This window comes from Mycobacterium branderi, from assembly GCF_010728725.1.
Classification (GTDB): Bacteria; Actinomycetota; Actinomycetes; order Mycobacteriales; family Mycobacteriaceae; genus Mycobacterium; species Mycobacterium branderi.
In genome coordinates, this window is sequence record NZ_AP022606.1 from 4,212,268 (window position 1) to 4,230,919 (window position 18,652).

The 18,652-nt window shown below is 69.1% G+C and carries 15 protein-coding genes; 2 read left to right on the forward strand and 13 right to left on the reverse strand.

The genetic code is table 11. The annotated features are described in order from the left end of the window. The first annotated feature begins 1 nt into the window (after position 1). Positions 2–607, forward strand: a complete 606-nt coding sequence (locus G6N47_RS20340; RefSeq protein WP_083132815.1) for a TetR/AcrR family transcriptional regulator — start codon at positions 2–4, stop codon at positions 605–607. Here the strand turns inward: G6N47_RS20340 and G6N47_RS20345 are convergent. Together G6N47_RS20345 and G6N47_RS20350 are read right to left on the reverse strand one after the other, a co-directional pair. Next, positions 573–785, reverse strand: a complete 213-nt coding sequence (locus G6N47_RS20345) for a Trm112 family protein (RefSeq protein WP_083132816.1) — start codon at positions 783–785, stop codon at positions 573–575. The genes G6N47_RS20340 and G6N47_RS20345 overlap by 35 nt on opposite strands. Next, positions 782–3,754 (reverse strand): acyl-CoA synthetase, encoded by a 2,973-nt coding sequence (locus G6N47_RS20350; RefSeq protein WP_083132817.1) that lies wholly within the window; start codon positions 3,752–3,754, stop codon positions 782–784. The genes G6N47_RS20345 and G6N47_RS20350 overlap by 4 nt, the downstream gene beginning before the upstream one ends. A 118-nt stretch (positions 3,755–3,872) precedes the next feature. Here G6N47_RS20350 and G6N47_RS20355 point away from each other — a divergent pair, with 118 nt between their 5' ends. Further along, the gene (locus tag G6N47_RS20355; RefSeq protein WP_083132818.1) at positions 3,873–5,639 is read left to right on the forward strand and encodes an ABC-F family ATP-binding cassette domain-containing protein; all 1,767 of its coding nucleotides are present in this window, start codon (positions 3,873–3,875) and stop codon (positions 5,637–5,639) included. Here the strand turns inward: G6N47_RS20355 and argH are convergent. The 11 genes from argH to G6N47_RS20410 form a co-directional block, all read right to left on the reverse strand. Beyond that, positions 5,636–7,048, reverse strand: a complete 1,413-nt coding sequence (gene argH, locus G6N47_RS20360; protein WP_083132819.1) for an argininosuccinate lyase — start codon at positions 7,046–7,048, stop codon at positions 5,636–5,638. The genes G6N47_RS20355 and argH overlap by 4 nt on opposite strands. 82 nt (positions 7,049–7,130) lie before the next feature. Next, positions 7,131–8,327 (reverse strand): argininosuccinate synthase, encoded by a 1,197-nt coding sequence (locus tag G6N47_RS20365; protein WP_083132820.1) that lies wholly within the window; start codon positions 8,325–8,327, stop codon positions 7,131–7,133. A gap of 17 nt (positions 8,328–8,344) precedes the next feature. Continuing rightward, entirely contained in the window at positions 8,345–8,839 is a 495-nt protein-coding gene (locus G6N47_RS20370; protein WP_083132821.1) for an arginine repressor, read from the reverse strand. Further along, positions 8,836–9,762, reverse strand: a complete 927-nt coding sequence (gene argF, locus G6N47_RS20375; protein WP_083132822.1) for an ornithine carbamoyltransferase — start codon at positions 9,760–9,762, stop codon at positions 8,836–8,838. Before argF ends, G6N47_RS20370 begins: the two co-directional genes overlap by 4 nt. Next, on the reverse strand, positions 9,759–10,943 hold the full coding sequence (locus G6N47_RS20380; protein WP_083132823.1) for an acetylornithine transaminase: 1,185 nt from the start codon (positions 10,941–10,943) through the stop codon (positions 9,759–9,761). The genes argF and G6N47_RS20380 overlap by 4 nt, the downstream gene beginning before the upstream one ends. After that, the gene (gene argB, locus G6N47_RS20385; RefSeq protein ID WP_083132824.1) at positions 10,940–11,821 is read right to left on the reverse strand and encodes an acetylglutamate kinase; all 882 of its coding nucleotides are present in this window, start codon (positions 11,819–11,821) and stop codon (positions 10,940–10,942) included. The genes G6N47_RS20380 and argB overlap by 4 nt, the downstream gene beginning before the upstream one ends. Continuing rightward, on the reverse strand, positions 11,818–13,029 hold the full coding sequence (gene argJ, locus G6N47_RS20390) for a bifunctional glutamate N-acetyltransferase/amino-acid acetyltransferase ArgJ (protein ID WP_083132825.1): 1,212 nt from the start codon (positions 13,027–13,029) through the stop codon (positions 11,818–11,820). The genes argB and argJ overlap by 4 nt, the downstream gene beginning before the upstream one ends. Positions 13,030–13,135: 106 nt before the next feature. Further along, the gene (argC, locus tag G6N47_RS20395; RefSeq protein WP_083132826.1) at positions 13,136–14,185 is read right to left on the reverse strand and encodes an N-acetyl-gamma-glutamyl-phosphate reductase; all 1,050 of its coding nucleotides are present in this window, start codon (positions 14,183–14,185) and stop codon (positions 13,136–13,138) included. 36 nt (positions 14,186–14,221) lie between these two features. After that, positions 14,222–16,705 (reverse strand): phenylalanine--tRNA ligase subunit beta, encoded by a 2,484-nt coding sequence (gene pheT / locus G6N47_RS20400; RefSeq protein WP_083132827.1) that lies wholly within the window; start codon positions 16,703–16,705, stop codon positions 14,222–14,224. Then, a complete protein-coding gene (gene pheS / locus G6N47_RS20405; RefSeq protein ID WP_083132828.1) occupies positions 16,705–17,748 on the reverse strand; it encodes a phenylalanine--tRNA ligase subunit alpha in 1,044 nt (347 codons plus the stop codon). The genes pheT and pheS overlap by 1 nt, the downstream gene beginning before the upstream one ends. A 95-nt stretch (positions 17,749–17,843) precedes the next feature. Next, positions 17,844–18,644 (reverse strand): rhomboid-like protein, encoded by an 801-nt coding sequence (locus tag G6N47_RS20410; RefSeq protein ID WP_083132829.1) that lies wholly within the window; start codon positions 18,642–18,644, stop codon positions 17,844–17,846. Positions 18,645–18,652: the final 8 nt, after the last annotated feature.

An 18,652-nucleotide genomic window follows, 5' to 3' on the forward strand; every position in this document is an offset into this window, starting at 1 on the left:
GGTGGCCAATCGCCGTGGGCGCCCGCCGGGCACCTCCGACACCCGCGACCGGATCTTGAAAAGCGCTCGGGAGCTCTTCGCGCGCAACGGGATTCACAAGACGTCGATTCGGGCGGTCGCCGCAGCGGCTGGGGTGGATTCCGCGCTGGTGCACCACTACTACGGAACCAAGGAACGGCTGTTCGCTGCCGCCATTGAGATCCCGATCGACCCGATGGACATCATCGGCCGGCTGCGCGAAGTTCCGGTCGAGGAACTGGGCTACACGCTGCCGTCCACCCTGTTGGCGTTGTGGGATTCCGAGCTCGGCACGGGGTTCATCGCGGCGCTGAGGTCGATCCTGACCGGCTCGGAGGTGAGTCTGTTTCGCTCGTTTATCCAAGAAGTGATCGCCGTCGAGGTGGGCTCGCGCGTCGACAATCCCCCGGGGAGCGGCGTCATTCGTATCCAGTTTGTCGCCTCCCAGCTGGTGGGCGTGGTGATGGCGCGCTACATCCTGGAACTGGATCCGTTCAAATCCCTACCGGCACAACAGATTGCCGAAACCATTGCGCCCAACCTGCAGCGCTACCTCACCGGGGATCTGCCTGGTTGGCCCGCGCCATGAGGCTGGCGTGTTCGTCGTCGCCAACCTCGCGGGCCTCGTCTACGAGCAGCACCGGGATGCCGTCCTCGATCCGGTAGGCGCGCCGCAGCCGCGGGTTGTAGAGCGTGTCGTCGATCAGCAGCAGCGGACCGCGGTCGGCGGGGCACACCAGGATGCTCAGCAGGGCGTCGTCGATCATGCGTGGCTGCCGACGAGCTCGGTCCGCACCGACGAGGTCAGGCGCCGGAACTGGTTGGCGGCCGTGTCGAAATACCAGGCGTGGCGTCCCGGCTTCGGGATGCCGGCCGCGCGCAATGCGCTGACCGCGGGACGGTAGGTGGCGCTGAGCGTCATCTCCGGGACAACGTGCACGATGTCGGGCCCCAGCCCGAAAGGCATGCCCGCCACCGCCTCCGTGAGATCCGCCGCTGTGATGGTGGCGCCCGGTCGCAGTGTCACCGCCGACACGGCGACCTGCTGGCCGCGCACCGATACGCCGTACGTGACCGCGAGGTCGACGCCGGTGACCAGGCCGAGCGCGTCGGTGACGGGCTCGCTGTAGACCATGCCGCGTGAGGTGCGAATCACCGAGCCACGCCGGCCCAGCAACCAGTAGTCGCCGTCGGTGTCGCGGCGGAACAGGTACTCGGTGGAGATCCACGTGTCGGCGGGCGCGAAGACGCCGCGCTTGACCGATGCGGTGGGGTCGATCGGACCGCGCGGCTGGGCCAGCAGCACCCCGGGCACGCCCGCCTCGGCGACCTGTACGAAGCCCTCGTCGTTCTCGAGGATCAGATCGTGTTCTGCGTCGTAGGCGCCCAGTTCGACGCGGCTGGCGCCAGGCAGCGGCCGGCCCTTGCTGCCGATCTTGGCGCCCGACACATTGGCCAGCACGGCCTGCCCGTCGGTGGTGGCGAAGAACTCGACGACGTGTGCGGGCGCGAACACGTCGACGATGCGCTGCCACAATCCGGTCGGCATACCGGAGCCGATGAACAGCCGCACCGGGTGATTGCCGTGCAGCACGAACGCCGGGTCGTCGATGACGTCGCGCAGCATGGCCCAGGTGTAGGAGACGACGGTGACGCCGTACTGGTGCAACTCGGCGACGAACCGGTCCGGGCACAGCCCGCGCGACAGCGCGATGCGGGCGCCGCCCACCACGGCCCCGCCCAGGCTCACCAGCAGGCCCGATTCGTGATGCAGCGGCGTCAGGCAGTAGACGGTGTCGCCGCGTCCCAGCGCGGCCGTCGAGGCCGTACCGAAGGCCGACAGCGCCCAGCGGTAGTTGGTGATCTGCTTGGCGACCAGTTCGCCGCCGATTGTGCTGAACGCGACGAAAGCCAGGTCCCGCGCGAACCCTGGGTTGGGCCGATACCAGCCCGGCAGCTCGACCGCGTCCGGGTCGATCTTCTCCATGTCGATGACGCCCGCGTCGTCGGGCAGATGCAGATCGCGTGTCTCACCCCCACCGAGAACCAGGATCTGGCCGGGCAATTGGCGCGCGGTCTCCAGATTGGTGGGGTCGGTGATGATTTCGCTGACGCCGCCGATTCGCACGGCGGCGGCGAGATCGGCGTCGGGCCGCATCAGCACTGCGACCGCGCCCAGCCGGGACAGCGCGGCGATCGCGACCAACGCGCTGGGCCGGGTCTCCATCAGCACGCCGACGTGTTCGCCCTGCCGGACGCCGACTTCGATCAGGCCGCGAACGACATTGTCGATGCGCCGGTTCACCGCTTCGTAGGTGTGCACCCGCCCGTCGAACAGCAGGAACTCGCCCTGCGGCGCGTCGTGCGCCTGTTCGCCGATGATCCGGCCCAGCGAGATCCGGGTGTGGTCGTTGATCTGGCCCAGCCGTGCCAATCGGGGCAGCGTACGCACTGTTTCGACCGCCAGCGTGCGCACCGACTTGTTGGCCGCCACGACCGCGTCGGCCGCGCCGCGGGCAACCGCCAGCGCCACTTCGGACGCCTCGCCGATGCCATGCGCTACCCGGGAGCTCAATGCGACGCCGCTGTCGGTCCGTTCGACCGGTTGGTCGGCCATCGGCACGATGCCGTCCGGTTTGTCGCCCTGCCCGGAGATCCACTGCACCCATTGCGCGACGGTCGGCCAAGACTGCTGTGCCGCTTTGGAACCGACGACCAAGCCGAAATGGCCTGCCCGTAGCGTGTACTCGTACACGTCGGCGTTGGGGGCCGCGCGCCGGATCCCGCGCACCGCGGGCGGCTGGCCGATGTCGTCGACCTCGCCGACGAAAGCCAGTACCGGGCAAGTGATGTCGGTCAACGTGACCAGTTGCCCATTGATCGCGAAACCGCCCGTCATCATCCGGTTGTGGGCGATGAACTGCTTGAGCAATTCCGACACCGCGGGACCCGACCAGGCGATCCAGCCTTCGGACTCCAGGAACCTGCGCTGCGCTTCCCGGGGTAACAACGCCTCGCGATCGTGTAACTGGCGCACGAAGTCCAGCCGCGCCTTGGCGGTCTTGAGCGGGTCCATCATCTGAAAACCCATGCGCGCCAACCAACTTGGAATGTCCAATCGGTTGAACACATGGTTGGCCATGAAATTGGCGGTAGCCTGGGCCAGGTTGGGCGGAACCCCCATCGGCAGCGCAGCCAAAGTGTCCACCGGAGATCCGAACGCCACGATGCTGGCGATGTTTTTGGAACGCCGATATCCGGCGGCCTGGTAGCAGAACATCCCGCCCTGGGAGTAGCCGACCAGGTGCACGTCCTGGCCGGTGCTCTCGACCGTGGTGTCGATGGCCTCGGACAGCGCGACGATGTGGTCGGCCAGGTTGCGGCGCATGCCGCCCTCGACTTTGTCCGGTGAGCCGAAGTCGATCACCCAGGGATCCAGTCCGGCGGCGTGCAGGATGCCGACCGCGCCCTCAGCCCGGGTGACGTCCCACATATTCGCCGACATCATCATCGGGTGCACCAGCAACACCGGCGGGCCGGCGGGCGGTTGCCCCGGTCGGTTGTCCGGCGGGAAATACCGCCGAAGCTTGTACATCGGAACGCTTTCGACAACCTGGAACGGCGACGGAACCGTCCCGGTCTCCAGGCCGCCGAGTCGCAGAACTTCGAGACCGTTCTGCGCCGTGGCCATGAGACGCTCGACCGGTCGCGTAACCGCTGAAAGATGTAGGTCCACCGCTGCTCCCCTGATTGACCTGCATATTCTGGCACATCGCGCGTCGCTACGTTCCGTTGCGCGTCGACCCGCTTCGCCCGGCTCCGCCGCCCTCGCGATCGCCACTACGTTGGGACGCGTGGCGCACCTGCTCGGAGCCGAGGCCGTGCACCTGGAATACCCCACCCAAATCGTCTTCGAGTCGCTGACCGTCGGCGTGAGCGACGGTGACCGGATCGGCATCGTGGGACGAAACGGCGACGGCAAGTCCAGCCTGCTGGGTCTGCTCACCGGATCGGTGCGTCCGGATTCCGGCCGGGTCACCCAACGCAGCGGGCTGCGGGTGGGGGCGCTGAGTCAGGCCGACACTCTCGACCCGGGCCGCACCGTCGGGGCGACGCTGGTCGGCGATCGGCCCGCTCACGAATGGGCCGGCGATGCTCGCGTCCGCGACGTGGTCAGCGGGCTGGTCTCCGACATCGACTGGGACGCAAGGGCTGCCACACTCTCCGGCGGCCAACGTCGGCGGGTCCAGTTGGCCGCGCTCTTGATCGGCGAGTGGGACGTGATCGCGCTGGATGAGCCGACCAACCACCTCGACATCGAGGGCATCACCTGGCTGGCGCGCCACTTGCGGGGCCGTTGGGCGCGCAACATCGGCGGCCTGCTGGTGGTAACCCATGACCGCTGGTTTCTCGACGAGGTGGCCACCACCACGTGGGAAGTGCACGACGGCACCGTGGAGCCGTTCGAGGGCGGCTACGCCGCCTACGTGCTGCAGCGTGTCGAACGGGACCGGCGCGCCGCCGTCGCCGAGGCGAAGCGGCAGAACCTGATGCGCAAGGAACTGGCATGGCTGCGGCGCGGCCCGCCGGCTCGCACCTCGAAACCGAAGTTCCGCATCGACGCGGCCAACCAATTGATCGCGGACGTGCCGCCGCTGCGCAACACCGTCGAGTTGGCGAAACTGGCGACCGCGAGGCTGGGCAAGGACGTCATCGACCTGCTGGATGTGTCGGTGTCCTTCGACGGCCAACCGGTGCTGCGCGACGTCGAATGGCGAATCGGCCCCGGGGAACGCAGCGGCATCGTCGGCGCCAACGGCGCCGGCAAATCCACCCTGCTGGGGCTGATCGCCGGGACCGTGCCACCGGATACCGGAAAAGTCAAGCGCGGCAAGACCGTTCGGCTGTCCGTGCTCGACCAGCAAGGCGACGAGCTGGCGCCGCTGGCCGGGGACCGGGTCGTCGACGTGCTCGGCAGGTTACGCAGCGGCTATCAGGTCGACGGCCGCGACGTCACGCCCGCGCAGCTGTTGGAGCGGCTGGGATTCGCCCGGGCGCAGTTGTCGGCACGCATCGGCGAGCTCTCCGGCGGCCAGCGGCGGCGGCTGCAGCTGATGCTGACCTTGCTGTCCGAGCCGAACGTGTTGCTGCTCGACGAACCCACCAACGACGTCGACACCGACATGCTGGCGGCCACCGAGGACCTGCTCGATTCCTGGCCGGGCACGCTGATCGTCGTCTCGCACGACCGCTATCTGCTCGAGCGGGTCACCGACCAGCAGTACGCGATTCTGGATGGCCGGCTGCGGCACCTGCCCGGCGGTGTCGACGAATACCTGCGGCTGTCGGCTGCGTTGGCGGCCAAACGTCCCGAGCCTGCCCCTCGCAAATCGACGTCGGGCGGCGAACTGCGCGCCGCGCAGAAGGAGATGGCGGCGGTCGAACGTCGGTTGGCGCGGCTGGCCGAACAAGTCGAGGCCAAACACGTCGAGCTTGCCGAACACGACCAGACCGACCACGTGGGATTGGGCCGGCTGACCCAGGAGTTGCGCGACCTCGAAAGCGAGGTCGCCGCAATGGAAAACCGCTGGCTCGAGCTGTCCGAGCTGCTGGACGACTAGCCGCGCAGCCGGCGTCGCAGCTCCTCGGCCGCGTCGCGAACTGTGGCCAGCTGCTTGGCCACCTGGATCGGCGCAGTCCCGCCGCGGGCGTCGCGTGAGGACACCGAGCCTTCGATGGTCAGCACCTCACGAACCTGGGGGGACAACTGAGGGTTGATCGCGGCCAGCTCGTCGTCGGTGAGCTCCTCCAGGCCGATGCCGCGCTGCTCGGCGGCCTTGACTGCGGCACCGGCCGACTCATGCGCTGTGCGGAACGGAACACCTTGTCGCACAAGCCATTCCGCGATATCGGTGGCCAGTGTGTAGCCGGCCGGAGCCAAGGCGGCCATCCGTTCGGTGTCGAAAGTCAAGCTGCCCACCAGTCCGGCCATCGCCGGCAGCAGCAGCTCCAGCTGCGCCACCGAGTCGAACACCGGCTCCTTGTCCTCCTGCAGGTCACGGTTGTAGGCCAGTGGCTGCGCCTTGAGCGTCGCCAGCAGACCGGCAAGGTTGCCGATCAGCCGGCCCGACTTGCCGCGGGCCAGCTCCGCGATGTCGGGGTTTTTCTTCTGCGGCATGATCGAGCTGCCGGTCGACCAGGAGTCGTGCATTCTGACGTAACCGAATTCGGTCGAACTCCAGATGATGATGTCCTCGGCCAGCCGGGACAGGTCTACCGCGATCATCGCGAACACGAACGCCGCTTCTGCGGCGAAATCCCTTGCGGCCGTGGCGTCGACGGAGTTGTCGGCGGCTGCATTGAAGCCCAGCTCCTGCGCAATGGAGTCCGGGTCGAGCCCCAGCGACGAGCCGGCCAGGGCCCCGGAACCGTACGGCGACACTGCGGTGCGCTCGTCCAGGTCGGCGATTCGGTCCACGTCACGCAGCAGCGGGTGGGCGTGGGCGAGCAGGTGGTGGGCCAGAAGGATCGGTTGCGCGGACTGCAGGTGCGTCTTGCCTGGCATGATCGCGTCCGGGTGCGCGGCGGCCTGGGCGGCCAACGCGCCGACGACCTCGAGCGCCCCGTCGGCCACCCGGCGCGACGCGTCACGCAACCACATTCGAAAGAGCGTTGCCACCTGGTCATTTCGCGACCGGCCAGCGCGCAGTCGACCGCCCAGGTCGGGCCCCACCCGGTCGATCAGGCCGCGCTCGAGCGCGGCGTGGACATCCTCGTCGGTGGGCAGGGGGCCGAAGCTGCCGTCGGCCACATCGGCGGCGAGGCTGTCTAGCCCGCCCAGCAGGCCGTCGCGCTGCTCGGCGCTCAGCAGCCCGGCCCGGAACAACACCCGGGTGTGCGCTTTGGACGCGGTGATGTCGTAGGGTGCCAGAACCCAATCGAAGTGGGTGGACCTGCTCAGCGCTGTCAGCGCGTCGGACGGGCCGTCGGCGAACCGTCCGCCCCACAATGAGCCTTCGCGGGTGCTCATTGGCCTACCACACCGAGTGTGAAACTCACGACGCTTCGACGGCGTGTCCCGTCGGGAGATTCACACTCGCGGCTAAAGGGGCTCACGGCAGATCCCTGCGCGCCGCGATCTTCGACGACAGGCCATGCACGTAGACGAATCCCTTTGCCATGGACTGGTCGAAGCTGTCGCCCTCGTCGTAGGTGGCCAGGTTGAAGTCGTAGAGCGACGCGGCACTGCGCCGGCCATTGACCGCAATGTGGCCGCCGTGCAACACCATTCGGATCTCGCCGGTCACATGCTGCTGCGTCGTGGCGACGAAGCTCTCCAACGCTGTCTTCAGCGGCGAATACCACAGCCCGTCATAGACCAGCTCGGCCCAGCGCTGGTCGGTGTGCCGCTTGAACCGCCCGAGCTCACGCTCCAGCGTGACGTGTTCGAGCTCGGTGTGTGCCGTGATGAGCACCATTGCGCCTGGGGCTTCATAGATTTCGCGGCTCTTGATGCCCACCAGCCGGTCTTCGACGACGTCGAGCCGCCCGACCCCCTGGGCGCCGGCCCGCGTGTTGAGTTCCTCGATGGCCTGCAGCACCGAGACCGGTTTGCCATCGATGGACACCGGAACGCCCTTGTCGAAACCGACGATCACCTCGTCGGGCGTGTTCCAGTTGACGGTCGGGTCTTCGGTGTAGGCGTAGACGTCCTTGGTGGGTGCATTCCAGAGGTGTTCCAAAAAGCCCGTTTCCACGGCGCGGCCCCACACGTTCTGGTCGATGGAGAACGGTGAGCGCTTGGTGACGTTGATCGGGATGGCGTTCTCCTCGGCGAAGGCGATGGCCTTCTCCCGTGTCCACGCATAGTCTCGTACTGGCGCAAGCACTTCCAGATCCGGTGCGAGGGAGGCAAATCCGACCTCGAAGCGGACCTGGTCGTTGCCTTTGCCGGTGCAGCCGTGCGCGACGATGCCGCCGCCGTGCTCGCGAGCCGCGGCCACCAGATGCTTGACGATCAGCGGCCGGCTGATCGCCGACACCAGCGGGTAGCGATCCATGTAGAGCGCGTTGGACTGGATGGTGGGCAGGCAGTAGCCCTCGGCGAACTCGTCGCGCGCGTCGACGACGACCGCCTCGACGGCGCCGCAATCCAGCGCGCGCTGACGCACCACCTCCATGTCCTCGCCGCCCTGGCCCAGGTCGATCGCGACCGCGACGACCTCCCGACCGGTCTCCTTGCCGATCCAGCTGATCGCCACGGAGGTGTCCAAACCGCCGGAATACGCCAGGATGACGCGCTCGGACATGAACCAATCTCCTTATATCACTTGAGGTTTCGCAGGGTGGCGGCCAGGTCGGCGCCGGTCATCGGCTCGCGAGCCGCTACGAAGATGGTGTCGTCACCGGCGATGGTGCCGACGACGTAGGGTAGCGCCGCCCGGTCGATGGCGCTGGCCAGGTAGTCGGCGGCGCCCGGCGGGGTGCGCAACACGGCGAGGTTTCCGCTGGCGTCGGTGGACACCAGCAGCTCGCCCAGTAGGCGCGAGAGTCGCCCGGTGCCGCCGGCTACCCCGCGCACCGGGCTGCCGTCCTCGGGCACCACGTACACCCCTGCGCCGCCGTCGGCGCCGCGCAGCTTCACCGCGCCGAGCTCCTCGAGGTCCCTCGACAGCGTGGCCTGGGTGACGTCGATGCCCTCGGCGGCCAGCAGAGCGGCCAGTTCGCCTTGGCTGCGCACCGACTCCGACGACAGGATCGCGACGATGCGGGCCTGCCGGCCGGCGCGGGTGATGTCGGGTGTGGTCTTCGAACGCGTCATAGGGACCGCTCCAGCAGCCACACCAGCAGCGCCTTCTGCGCATGCAGCCGGTTCTCGGCCTCGTCCCACACCGCACTGTGCGGGCCATCCATCACCTCGTCGGTGATCTCGTGGCCGCGATGTGCCGGAAGGCAATGCAGCACAATGGCTTCCGGGTCAGCCAGAGCCAACAGGTCGGCGTTGACCTGGAACGGGCGAAACGGTGCTACCCGGTCCAGCCCATCGTCCTCTTGGCCCATCGAGGTCCAGGTGTCGGTGACCAGCACGTCGGCTCGTCTCGCCGCCGCGTGCGGCTCGCCGGTCACCGTCACCGACCCGCCGGTGGCGGCGGCCCGTTCTTCCGCGGCGGCCAGCACCGTTGCGTCCGGCGTGAACCCGCCCGGCGCGGCGATCGTGACGTGCATGCCTGCCGTGACGCCCCCGAGCAGCAGCGAATGGGCCATGTTGTTGGCGCCGTCACCGAAATAGCTGAGCCGGACACCGCGCAACGCGCCCTGGCGCTCGGCGATCGTCTGCAGATCGGCCAATACCTGGCACGGGTGGAACTCGTCGGAGAGCGCGTTGACGACGGGCACAGTCGCCGTTGACGCCATGGCGTTGAGCCGGTCTTGGCCGAAGGTTCGCCACACGATCGCATCGACGTAGCGGGACAACACTTTTGCGGTGTCCTGCAATGTCTCGTCGCGGCCCAGCTGGGTACTGCGGCCGTCGACGACGACGGCGTGCCCGCCGAGCTGCGCGATGCCCATCTCGAAGGAGAATCGGGTGCGGGTGGAGTTCTTGTCGAAGATCACGGCGACGCCGCGAGGCCCGTCAAGCGGTCGCCGGCTGTACGGGTCCTTCTTCAGTTCGGCGGCCAGCTCGAGCACTTCGGCCTGCTCTTGCGGCGACAGGTCGTCGTCGCGCAGGAAGTGGCGGGTCATGCTGTCCCCCCAGCCGTGTCGAGGATGCCCGGCAGCGCGGTGACGAACGTGTCGATCTGGTGCTCGGTGATGATCAGCGGCGGCGCCAGCCGGATCACGTCGGATGCGGCCGCGTTGACCAGGAAACCGGCTGCGCGGGCGGCGGTTTCGACGTCCTTGGCCTTGGGGGCACCCAGCACCACACCGCACAGCAGGCCGCGGCCGCGGACGTGGTCGATCAGCGGATGGTCGAGCGCTTCGATCCCGTGGCGCAACGACTTTCCCAACACCTCGGCGCGGCGAACCAGGTCGTCCGCGGCCAGCGTGTGCAGCACCGCCAGCGCCGCCGCCGCACAGATCGGGTTGCCGCCGAACGTGCTGCCGTGCATTCCGGGGGTGAGCAACTCTGCGGCCGGGCCGACGGCCAGGCACGCGCCGATCGGCAGTCCGCCGCCGAGCCCCTTGGCCAGTGTCACCACGTCGGGTGTGATGCCGTCGTGCTGGTGGGCGAAGAACGAGCCGGTGCGACCCATCGCGGTTTGCACCTCGTCGAGCACCAGCAGCGCGCCATGCCGGGAGGTGATCTCGCGCGCGGCTGCCAGGTAGCCGTCGGGCGGGACGACGACGCCGCACTCCCCCATGATCGGCTCAAGGAATACTGCGGCGGTGTTGTCGGAGACCGCGTCGGCCAGCGCATGGGTGTCGCCGTACGGGACATGGGTGACGTCGCCGGGCAGCGGCGCGAACGGCGCCTGCTTGGCCGGCTGGCCGGTCAGCGCCAGCGAGCCCATCGTGCGGCCGTGGAACGCATCTTGCGCGGCAATGAGTTTCGTGCGCCCGGTGAGCCGCGACAGCTTGAACGCCAGCTCGTTGGCCTCGGTACCCGAGTTGCAGAAGAACACCCGAGCGTCGGCGCCCAACAGGCCAACCAGCGCCTCGGCCAGCGCCACGGCCGGTTCGTTGGCGTACAGGTTCGAGGTGTGGCCCAGCGTCGACATCTGCCGGGTGACTGCCTCGATCACGGCGGGGTGACGGTGCCCCAGCACATTGACCGCAATCCCGCCGAGCAGGTCCAGGTACGAGTTGCCGTCCACGTCGGTGACCACCGCGCCGTCGCCGCTGGCCAGCGCCACCGGCGGGGTGCCGTAGTTGTTCATCATCACCGCAGACCACCGCTGTTGCATGTCGTGCGTGCTGCTCATGCGCTCACCACCTTGGTTCCGGTGCCTTCATCGGTGAACAGCTCGACCAGCACGCAGTGTTCGACGCGGCCGTCGATCACATGCGCACTCGGCACGCCGCCGCCGCCGACCGCACGCAAGCAGGCTTCGACCTTCGGAATCATCCCGGTCTCCAGGGTTGGCAGCAGTTGCGCCAAGGTGTCAGTGTCGATTTCGCTGACCAGCGAATCACGGTCCGGCCAACGGGTGTAGAGCCCTTCGACATCGGTGAGCATCAACAGCTTTTCGGCTCCCAGTGCTTCGGCCAGCGCCGCCGCAGCGGTGTCGGCGTTGATGTTGTGCACCACGCCGTCGGCGTCCGGCGCCAGTGTCGAGACGACCGGAATGCGCCGTGCGGCAATCAAATCCCGCACCGCGGCGGTGTTGACGTGCTCGACGTTGCCGACCAGCCCGATGTCGGTGGCCACCCCGTCGACGGTGACGCTGCGCCGCACCGCAGTGAACAGCTGCGCGTCCTCGCCGGTGATGCCGACCGCATACGGGCCGTGCGCGTTGATCAGGTTGACCAGTTCGCGGCCCACCTGACCGAACAGCACCATGCGTGCCACCTCGAGCACTTCCGGTGTGGTGACCCGGAATCCGCCCTTGAAGTCGCCGGGGATTCCGAGCCGTTGCAGCATGGCGCTGATCTGCGGCCCGCCGCCGTGCACGACGACGGGGTGGATGCCGCAGTTGCGCAGAAACGCCATATCGGCGGCGAACGCATGCTTGAGAATGTCGTCCGTCATTGCGTTGCCGCCGTACTTGATGACGACGATCTTGCCGTGCAGCTGCTTGAGCCAGGGCAGGGCCTCGGCCAGCACTTGGGCTTTGATGTGAGTCGATAATGCGGCGGTCATGAGCTGTAGGCCGAATTCTCTTCGACGTAGGCGTGCGACAGGTCGGTGGTGCGGATGGCGGCCCTGCCCTCGCCGAGGCCGAGATCGACAGTGACGTCGATGTCGGCGCCCGACAAATCCACCTCGCGTGCGCCGGGCGCGGCGGTGCCGCCGCTGAAGACCGCAGAACCGTTGAACGACACGGTGATCCGGTCGGGGTCGATCGTAAACGGCGCCATGCCCACCGCGGCGAGCACCCGGCCCCAGTTCGGGTCGGATCCGAACAACGCGGTCTTGACCAGGCTGTCGCGGGCGATCAGGCGGGCGGCGACCAGCGCGTCGTCGTCACCGGGCGCACCTTTCACGGTCACGATGACGCGTTTGGTGACGCCTTCGGCGTCGGCCTGCAGCTGGGCGCACAGGTCGTCACACACCCGCAGCACAGCGTCGTCGAGATCTGCTTGGCTGGGCGCGATTTCGCTGGCACCGGACGCCAGCAGCAGCACGGTGTCGTTGGTGGAGCAGCTGCCGTCGATGTCGAGGCGCTCGAACGTCGCGGCGCTCGCCCGGCGCAGCGCCGCGTCGAGCGCTTCGGGCGCCGCGACGGCGTCGGTGGTCAGCACGCACAGCATGGTGGCCAGCGACGGCGCCAGCATGCCTGCGCCCTTGGCCATCCCGCCGATCGTCCAGTTGCCGGGGTGGTGCAGCGCAACCTGTTTGGGCACGGTGTCGGTGGTCATGATGGCCCGCGCCGCGTCCTCTCCCCCGGTCAGGCCGCCGGCCATCTCGTGCACGATTTCGGCGACACCGGCGAGCAGCTTGTCCATCGGCAGCCGGTCGCCGATCAGGCCGGTGGAGCAGACCCCGACCTCGATGGCCCCGGTTTCGGTGCCCCAGTCCGACAGCGCATTAGCGAGCGCCTCGGCGGTGGCGTGGGTGTCCTGGAAACCCGCCGGTCCGGTGCAGGCGTTGGCGCCGCCGGAATTGAGGATCACAGCGCGGAGCCGTCCGGTGGTCAGCACCTGCTGACTCCACAGCACCGGCGCGGCCTTGACCTGGTTGCGGGTGAACACTCCGGCGGCCGCGTAGTCGGGACCCTCGTTGAACACCAACGCCAAATCCGGTGCGCCGCTTGCCTTGATCCCCACGGCGATACCGGCGGCCCGGAATCCCTCCGGTGCCGTGACCCCCTGCGTGCGCACCAGCCGCGCCGCGTCGGCTTTAGTCATGGCGCCACTCCTCGATCCCGGCTGCGCGGGCATCATCGTCGTCGGCTTTAGTCATGGCGCCACTCCTCGATCCCGGCTGCGCCGGCATCATCGTCGTCGGCGCGAGTCATGGCGCCACTCCCACCACCGAAAGCCCCTCGGTCTCCGGCCAGCCCAGCGCCAGGTTCATCGACTGCACGGCGGCGCCGCCGGTGCCCTTGACCAGGTTGTCGATCGCCACGATCGCAATGAACGTCGCCGCGTCCTCGTCGACCGCCACCGCGATGTGGGCGGCGTTGCTGCCGATCACCGCGCCAGTGCGCGGCAGCTGGCCATCCGGGAGTAGGTGAATGAAAGGCTCTGCCTGGTAAGCCTTTTCGTAGGCGGCGCGCAGCTGTGATACCGGGGCGGCGGTGCGTGCGGTGCAGGTCGCCAGGATGCCTCGGGAAGTCGGGATGAGCACCGGCGTGAACGACACGGTGACGTCGCGGTCGGTGACCGTCTTCAGACCCTGCACGATCTCGGGAGTGTGCCGGTGGGCGCCGGCGATGTTGTAGGCCCGCGCCGAGCCGATGACCTCCGAGCCGAGCAGGTCGGCCTTGACGGCCCGCCCCGCGCCGGAGGTGCCGCTGACCGCGACCACCGTGACGGCGGATTCGACGAGATCTTCGGCGACCGCCGGCAGCAGGGCCAGCAGCGCCGCCGTCGGATAGCAGCCCGGTACCGCGATCCGGCGCGCATCTTTGAGGCGCTCACGTGCGCCGGGCAGTTCGGGCAGACCATAGGGCCAGCTGCCGGCGTGCGCCGAGCCGTAGAACCGCTCCCACGCGGCGGCGTCGGTGAGCCGGAAGTCCGCGCCGCAGTCCACGACCAGCGGGTCGGGCCCGAGCTGTTCGGCCAGCGTCGCCGAATGGCCGTGCGGCAGCGCGAGGAACACCACGTCGTGCCCGGCCAGCACGTCGGGCTCGGTCGGCTCGAGAACCCGCTGAGCCAGGGGCGTCAGATGCGGGTGGTGTTCGCCCAGTGCGCTGCCGGCGCTGGCCGCAGCGGTCACCGCGCCGACCGTGAGCCGGCCGTCCGCGTATGCCGGGTGGCCGAGCAGTAGCCGCAGGATCTCGCCGCCGGCGTAGCCGCTGGCACCGGCCACCGCTACCCGCATAGTCATGCGCCCAAGCATTGCATGACTATGCATGCACTTGCAAACTCATTCGGGCTAGCTTCGCAGCACCGCACCGACCCGCTCGGCGGCGCAGCGCACGGCCTCGTCGCGCGCCGCGCTGGCCTCGTCTTCGGTCAGCGTGCGATCCAGCGCCCGGAACCGCAACGCGAACGTCAGCGACTTGCGGTGCTCGCCGATCTGCGGGCCCGTGTAGATGTCGAACAGCCGAATGTCCTCCAGCAGCGCACCGGCCCCGTCGCGGACCGCGTCCATCACCGCCTGGGCCGGCACGCCGGCGTCCACCACCAAGCTGACGTCCTGGAACACTGCCGGGAACGGCGAGACCTGCGGCGCCGGCAGCGTCTCGGTGATCGGCACGGCGTCGAGGTTCAACTCCATTGCACACGCGCCCTTGGGCAGGCCGGATCGCTCGATCACCGCCGGGTGCAACTGGCCGGCATGGCCGATCACGGTGTCGCCGACGAGCACCTCGGCGCAGCGGCCGGGATGCCACGGCAGATGCTGGGCGGCTCGCAGCACCACCTCGACCCCACTGGCGCGCGCGACGATCCGCACCGCCTCGAATGCGTCGGCGGCTTCCACCGGCCGGCCGGGACCCCAAGGTCCGCGGGGTTCCCGCAGGCCGGCCAAAACCGCGGCGACGTGCTGCGGCTGGCGCGGCAACGACGCGTCCAGCCGCGCGATCTCGTCGTCGGTGGGACGACGGTCGACCGGGATGAGCTCGACGCCGCGGGTGTGCTCCGTCGGCTGGACCACCTGCGCGAGCGAGTACAGCGCAGCGTCGACGATGCCGCGAGAGACGTTGCGCGCCAAGGCTTCCAACAGACCAGGCAGCAGCGTGGTGGCCAGGTGCGGGCGGTCGGCTTCCAGCGGGTTGAGCACCTGGGTGGTGTTGCGGCGCGGGTCGTCGGCGGGCAGCCCCCAGGCGTCGAACACGCCGGCGGGCAGGAACGGGGAGGTGAGGATTTCCACGTAGCCGGACAGCGCCAGCGACTTGCCGACGGCGCGTCGGCGCTGCTGCGGCGCGGTGAGTCCCCGGCCCGCAGGCGCCGCCGGCAGCACGGAGGGGATGATGTCCAGCCCCTCCAGCCGCAGCACCTCCTCGACCAGGTCGGCGGGTTGCAGCAGGTCGGGCCGCCAGCTCGGCGGCGTCACGGTCAAAACGTCGTCGCCGACCACGGCCGCCCCGATCTGGGTCAGCCGTCGCGCGGTGGTGCCGTCGGGGTATCGAACCCCGGCCGTGCGGTCCGGCAGGTCGGGGGCGATCCGGATGGGCGGCAGTGACCAGTCGTCGCGGGGCGGGTCGCCGCGCCAATCGGTCAGCGTCGGCGACACCGTGCCGCCGGCGATCTCGGCTAGCAGCACCGCGCAGCGGTCCAGCGCGGCCACCGAGATCGCCGGGTCGACCGCTCGCTCGTAGCGGCGGGCGGCCTCGCTGGGCAGGTGCAGCCGCCGCTGGGTGCGCGATACCGCCGCGGGGTCCCATACCGCGGCTTCGAGCAGCACGTCGGTGGAGTCGTCGCGCATCTCGGTGCTGCCCGACCCCATCACGCCGCCGATCGCGGCGGTCGCGACCTCGTCGACGATCAGCACGTCGGCCGGGTTGAGCCGACGCTCGATGTCGTCGAGGGTGACGACGGTCTCGTCGGGCCGGGCGAACCGCACGTCGAACCCGCCGGTGATCCGTTTGAGGTCGTGGGCGTGCATCGGGTGGCCGAGTTCGAGCATCACGTAGTTGGTCGCGTCGACGGCCGGCGAGATCGCCCGGATGCCGGACAGCAGCAGCCGTCGCTGCAGCCACCACGGCGACACCGCGCCCGGATCGATCCCGGTGACCGGCCGCAGCGCAAACCGCCGCACGCCGGTGTCGGGCTGCACGGTCAGCGGCCAGGCCTCCCCGTCTGCGGGCAGTGGCGGCACGGAGGCGGGGTCGACGAAGTCCAGGTCGTAAGCGCAGGCGATCTCGCGGGCCAGTCCGCGCACCGACATGCAGTAGCCGCGGTCGGGTGTGATCGCCAGATGGAAGACGACGTCGTCGAAGCCGAGCACCGCAACGGCGTCGTCTCCCGGCCGGGCGGTTTCCGGCGGCAGCACCAGGATGCCGGAATGATCTGCGCCCAAACCGAGTTCGGCCGTCGAGCAGATCATCCCGTCAGACGTACGCCCGTAGGTCTTGCGTGCGGTGATCGTGAAATCGCCGGGCAAAACGGTGCCGGGCAGTGCGACCACCACCAGCTCGCCAACCACGAAATTCGTTGCACCACAGATGATTTCGCGTGGTTTGTCGTCGCCGACATCGACCAGGCAGGCGCGGATCGGCTTCTTGAACTCCGTGAGCTCCTCGATTTCGGTCACCCTGCCGATCGTCAGCGGACCGCTGACCGGGCCGAGCGTGATCACCTCCTCGACCTCGTGGCCGATGCGCAGCAGCGTCTGCTCGAGCTCGTCGGCGGGCACATCCCAGTCCGGGGCGCCGTGCGCGACAACTTCACGCAACCAGCTGTAGGGGACGCGCATCAGGCCCCCACCCCGAACGGCAGCGAGAACCGCACGTCGCCTTCGACCATGTCACGCATGTCGGGAATGCCGTTGCGGAACTGCAGGGTTCGCTCCAGGCCCATGCCGAACGCAAAACCCGAATAAAGTTCGGCGTCAATGCCGGCCGCGCGCAACACATTCGGGTTCACCATGCCGCAACCGCCCCACTCCACCCAGCCGGCGCCGCCCTTCTTGCCCTCGAACCACACGTCGACCTCGCCCGAGGGCTCGGTGAACGGGAAGAAGTGCGGCCGAAACCGGGTGCGCGCCGACGGGCCGAACGCGGCGCGGGCGAACGCATCCAGCGTCCCGCGCAGATGCGCCATCGACAGGCCACGATCCACGGCCAGCCCCTCCACCTGGTGGAAGACCGGAGTGTGAGTGGCGTCGAGCTCGTCGGTGCGAAACGCGCGCCCGATCGACAGAACGTAGACCGGCAGCTCGCGTTCGAGCAACGTACGCACCTGCACCGGCGAGGTGTGGGTGCGCAGCAGCTGCCGCGATCCCTCGGGCGCGATATAGAAGGTGTCCTGTTCGCTGCGCGCGGGGTGGTCGGCGGGAAAGTTCAGCGCGTCGAAGTTGAATTGCTCGCTTTCGACCTCCGGTCCGTCGGCCAGTTCCCAGCCCATCGCGATGAAGCTGTCGGCGATGCGCTCGGCCAGGATCGTGATCGGGTGGCGCGCGCCGGTCGGCTGCCGGGTCGACGGCAACGTGACGTCGATGGCCTCGGCGACGAGTACCGCCGCGTCCCGTTCGGCGCGCAGCGCGGCAAGTCGCTCGTCGTAGCTGTGCTGGGCGTCGCCGCGGGCGGCGTTGACGCGCCGGCCGGCGTCCGCGCGGTCGGATTTGGGCAGCGTCGCCAGCGCTTGGCGGGCCAGCGCAAGCGGGGACCGGTCACCGAGATGCTCGGTTTTGGCGCGAGCCAGCGCGTCGAGATCGGTCGCGGCGGCAAAGGCCCGCCGGGCGGCATTGACCGCTTCGGTCAACGCTTCCGGCGACAGGTCGACGTGCTGGTCACCCACGCGGCGACACTCCTTAAGGACGGCTACGATACGGGTGTGACGCAAGGGATGATCATAAGTGATCGACCCGCGGGGACCGCCGCGCGGCGGACGGGTCAGGCGTTCAGCGCGGGCTGCAGGGCGGGGGCGCGCAGCGGCCGGCGCGTCCGGCGGTACCGGACGATGCCGTCGGCAACGAGTGCACCCACCGCGCCGACGCCGACACCGGCGGTCGCCGACCACGCGGTGTGGGCCAGCAGCAAAAACCCGAACGCCGCCGCCACGCTCAGCAGCGCGTAGCGCACCGGCGTCCACGCGGAAGGAGCCGGACGCCCGAAGCGGGTGGCGACGAGCATGCCCAGCACCAGCGCGACGGCGTGACCGGCGTCGGTGAACTCCGCGCCCACGGCCGCGGCCGCCACACCGGCCGGAACCCACCAGCCAACCCACACCGGACGCCATCGCGCCGGCACGGCGGCGGTCAGCGCGCCGAGCACCGCGACGGCGCCGTAACTCATGCCGACATCGCTGGCGCGGGCGATCGACAGCGGCAGCCAGCCCAGCTCGATCGCCGCGGTCAGGCCGGCGGCGACCAGCAGGGTCGCGCCGATGTGCCCGGTGACGAACACCACGGCCGTCCGTCCGCTGTGCCAGATCAGTTCGGCCAGCGCGAGCAGGCACACCAGACCCGGCAGCCACACATAGATGGGACCGGCGTCGGTGACGAATGCGCTGCCGAACAGCGTGCCCAGGTGTCCGTGGGCCAGATTGTGCACGTTCGTGCTGGCGTTGCGGATGACTTGCTGCTGTACCTGGGGACCCAGAATCAGGAGGGTGATGCTGACCGCTGCCAGGGCTGCTGCGTAACCGACCGTGAGCCGCACCCGGGCAAGCCGGGACAGTATGCCGAAGATCATCGGGATCT

Coding starts and splice junctions, on each gene's coding strand:
- G6N47_RS20365 (WP_083132820.1), bottom strand. CDS start 8,327: ATGTCCGAGCGCGTCATCCTGGCGTATTCCGGCGGTTTGGACACCTCC.
- G6N47_RS20380 (WP_083132823.1), bottom strand. CDS start 10,943: ATGAGCAGCACGCACGACATGCAACAGCGGTGGTCTGCGGTGATGATG.
- argJ (WP_083132825.1), bottom strand. CDS start 13,029: ATGACTAAAGCCGACGCGGCGCGGCTGGTGCGCACGCAGGGGGTCACG.
- argC (WP_083132826.1), bottom strand. CDS start 14,185: ATGCTTGGGCGCATGACTATGCGGGTAGCGGTGGCCGGTGCCAGCGGC.
- argF (WP_083132822.1), bottom strand. CDS start 9,762: ATGACCCGCCACTTCCTGCGCGACGACGACCTGTCGCCGCAAGAGCAG.
- pheT (WP_083132827.1), bottom strand. CDS start 16,705: ATGCGCGTCCCCTACAGCTGGTTGCGTGAAGTTGTCGCGCACGGCGCC.
- argB (WP_083132824.1), bottom strand. CDS start 11,821: ATGACCGCCGCATTATCGACTCACATCAAAGCCCAAGTGCTGGCCGAG.
- G6N47_RS20370 (WP_083132821.1), bottom strand. CDS start 8,839: ATGACGCGTTCGAAGACCACACCCGACATCACCCGCGCCGGCCGGCAG.
- G6N47_RS20345 (WP_083132816.1), bottom strand. CDS start 785: ATGATCGACGACGCCCTGCTGAGCATCCTGGTGTGCCCCGCCGACCGC.
- G6N47_RS20410 (WP_083132829.1), bottom strand. CDS start 18,644: ATGATCTTCGGCATACTGTCCCGGCTTGCCCGGGTGCGGCTCACGGTC.
- argH (WP_083132819.1), bottom strand. CDS start 7,048: ATGAGCACCCGCGAAGGCTCATTGTGGGGCGGACGGTTCGCCGACGGC.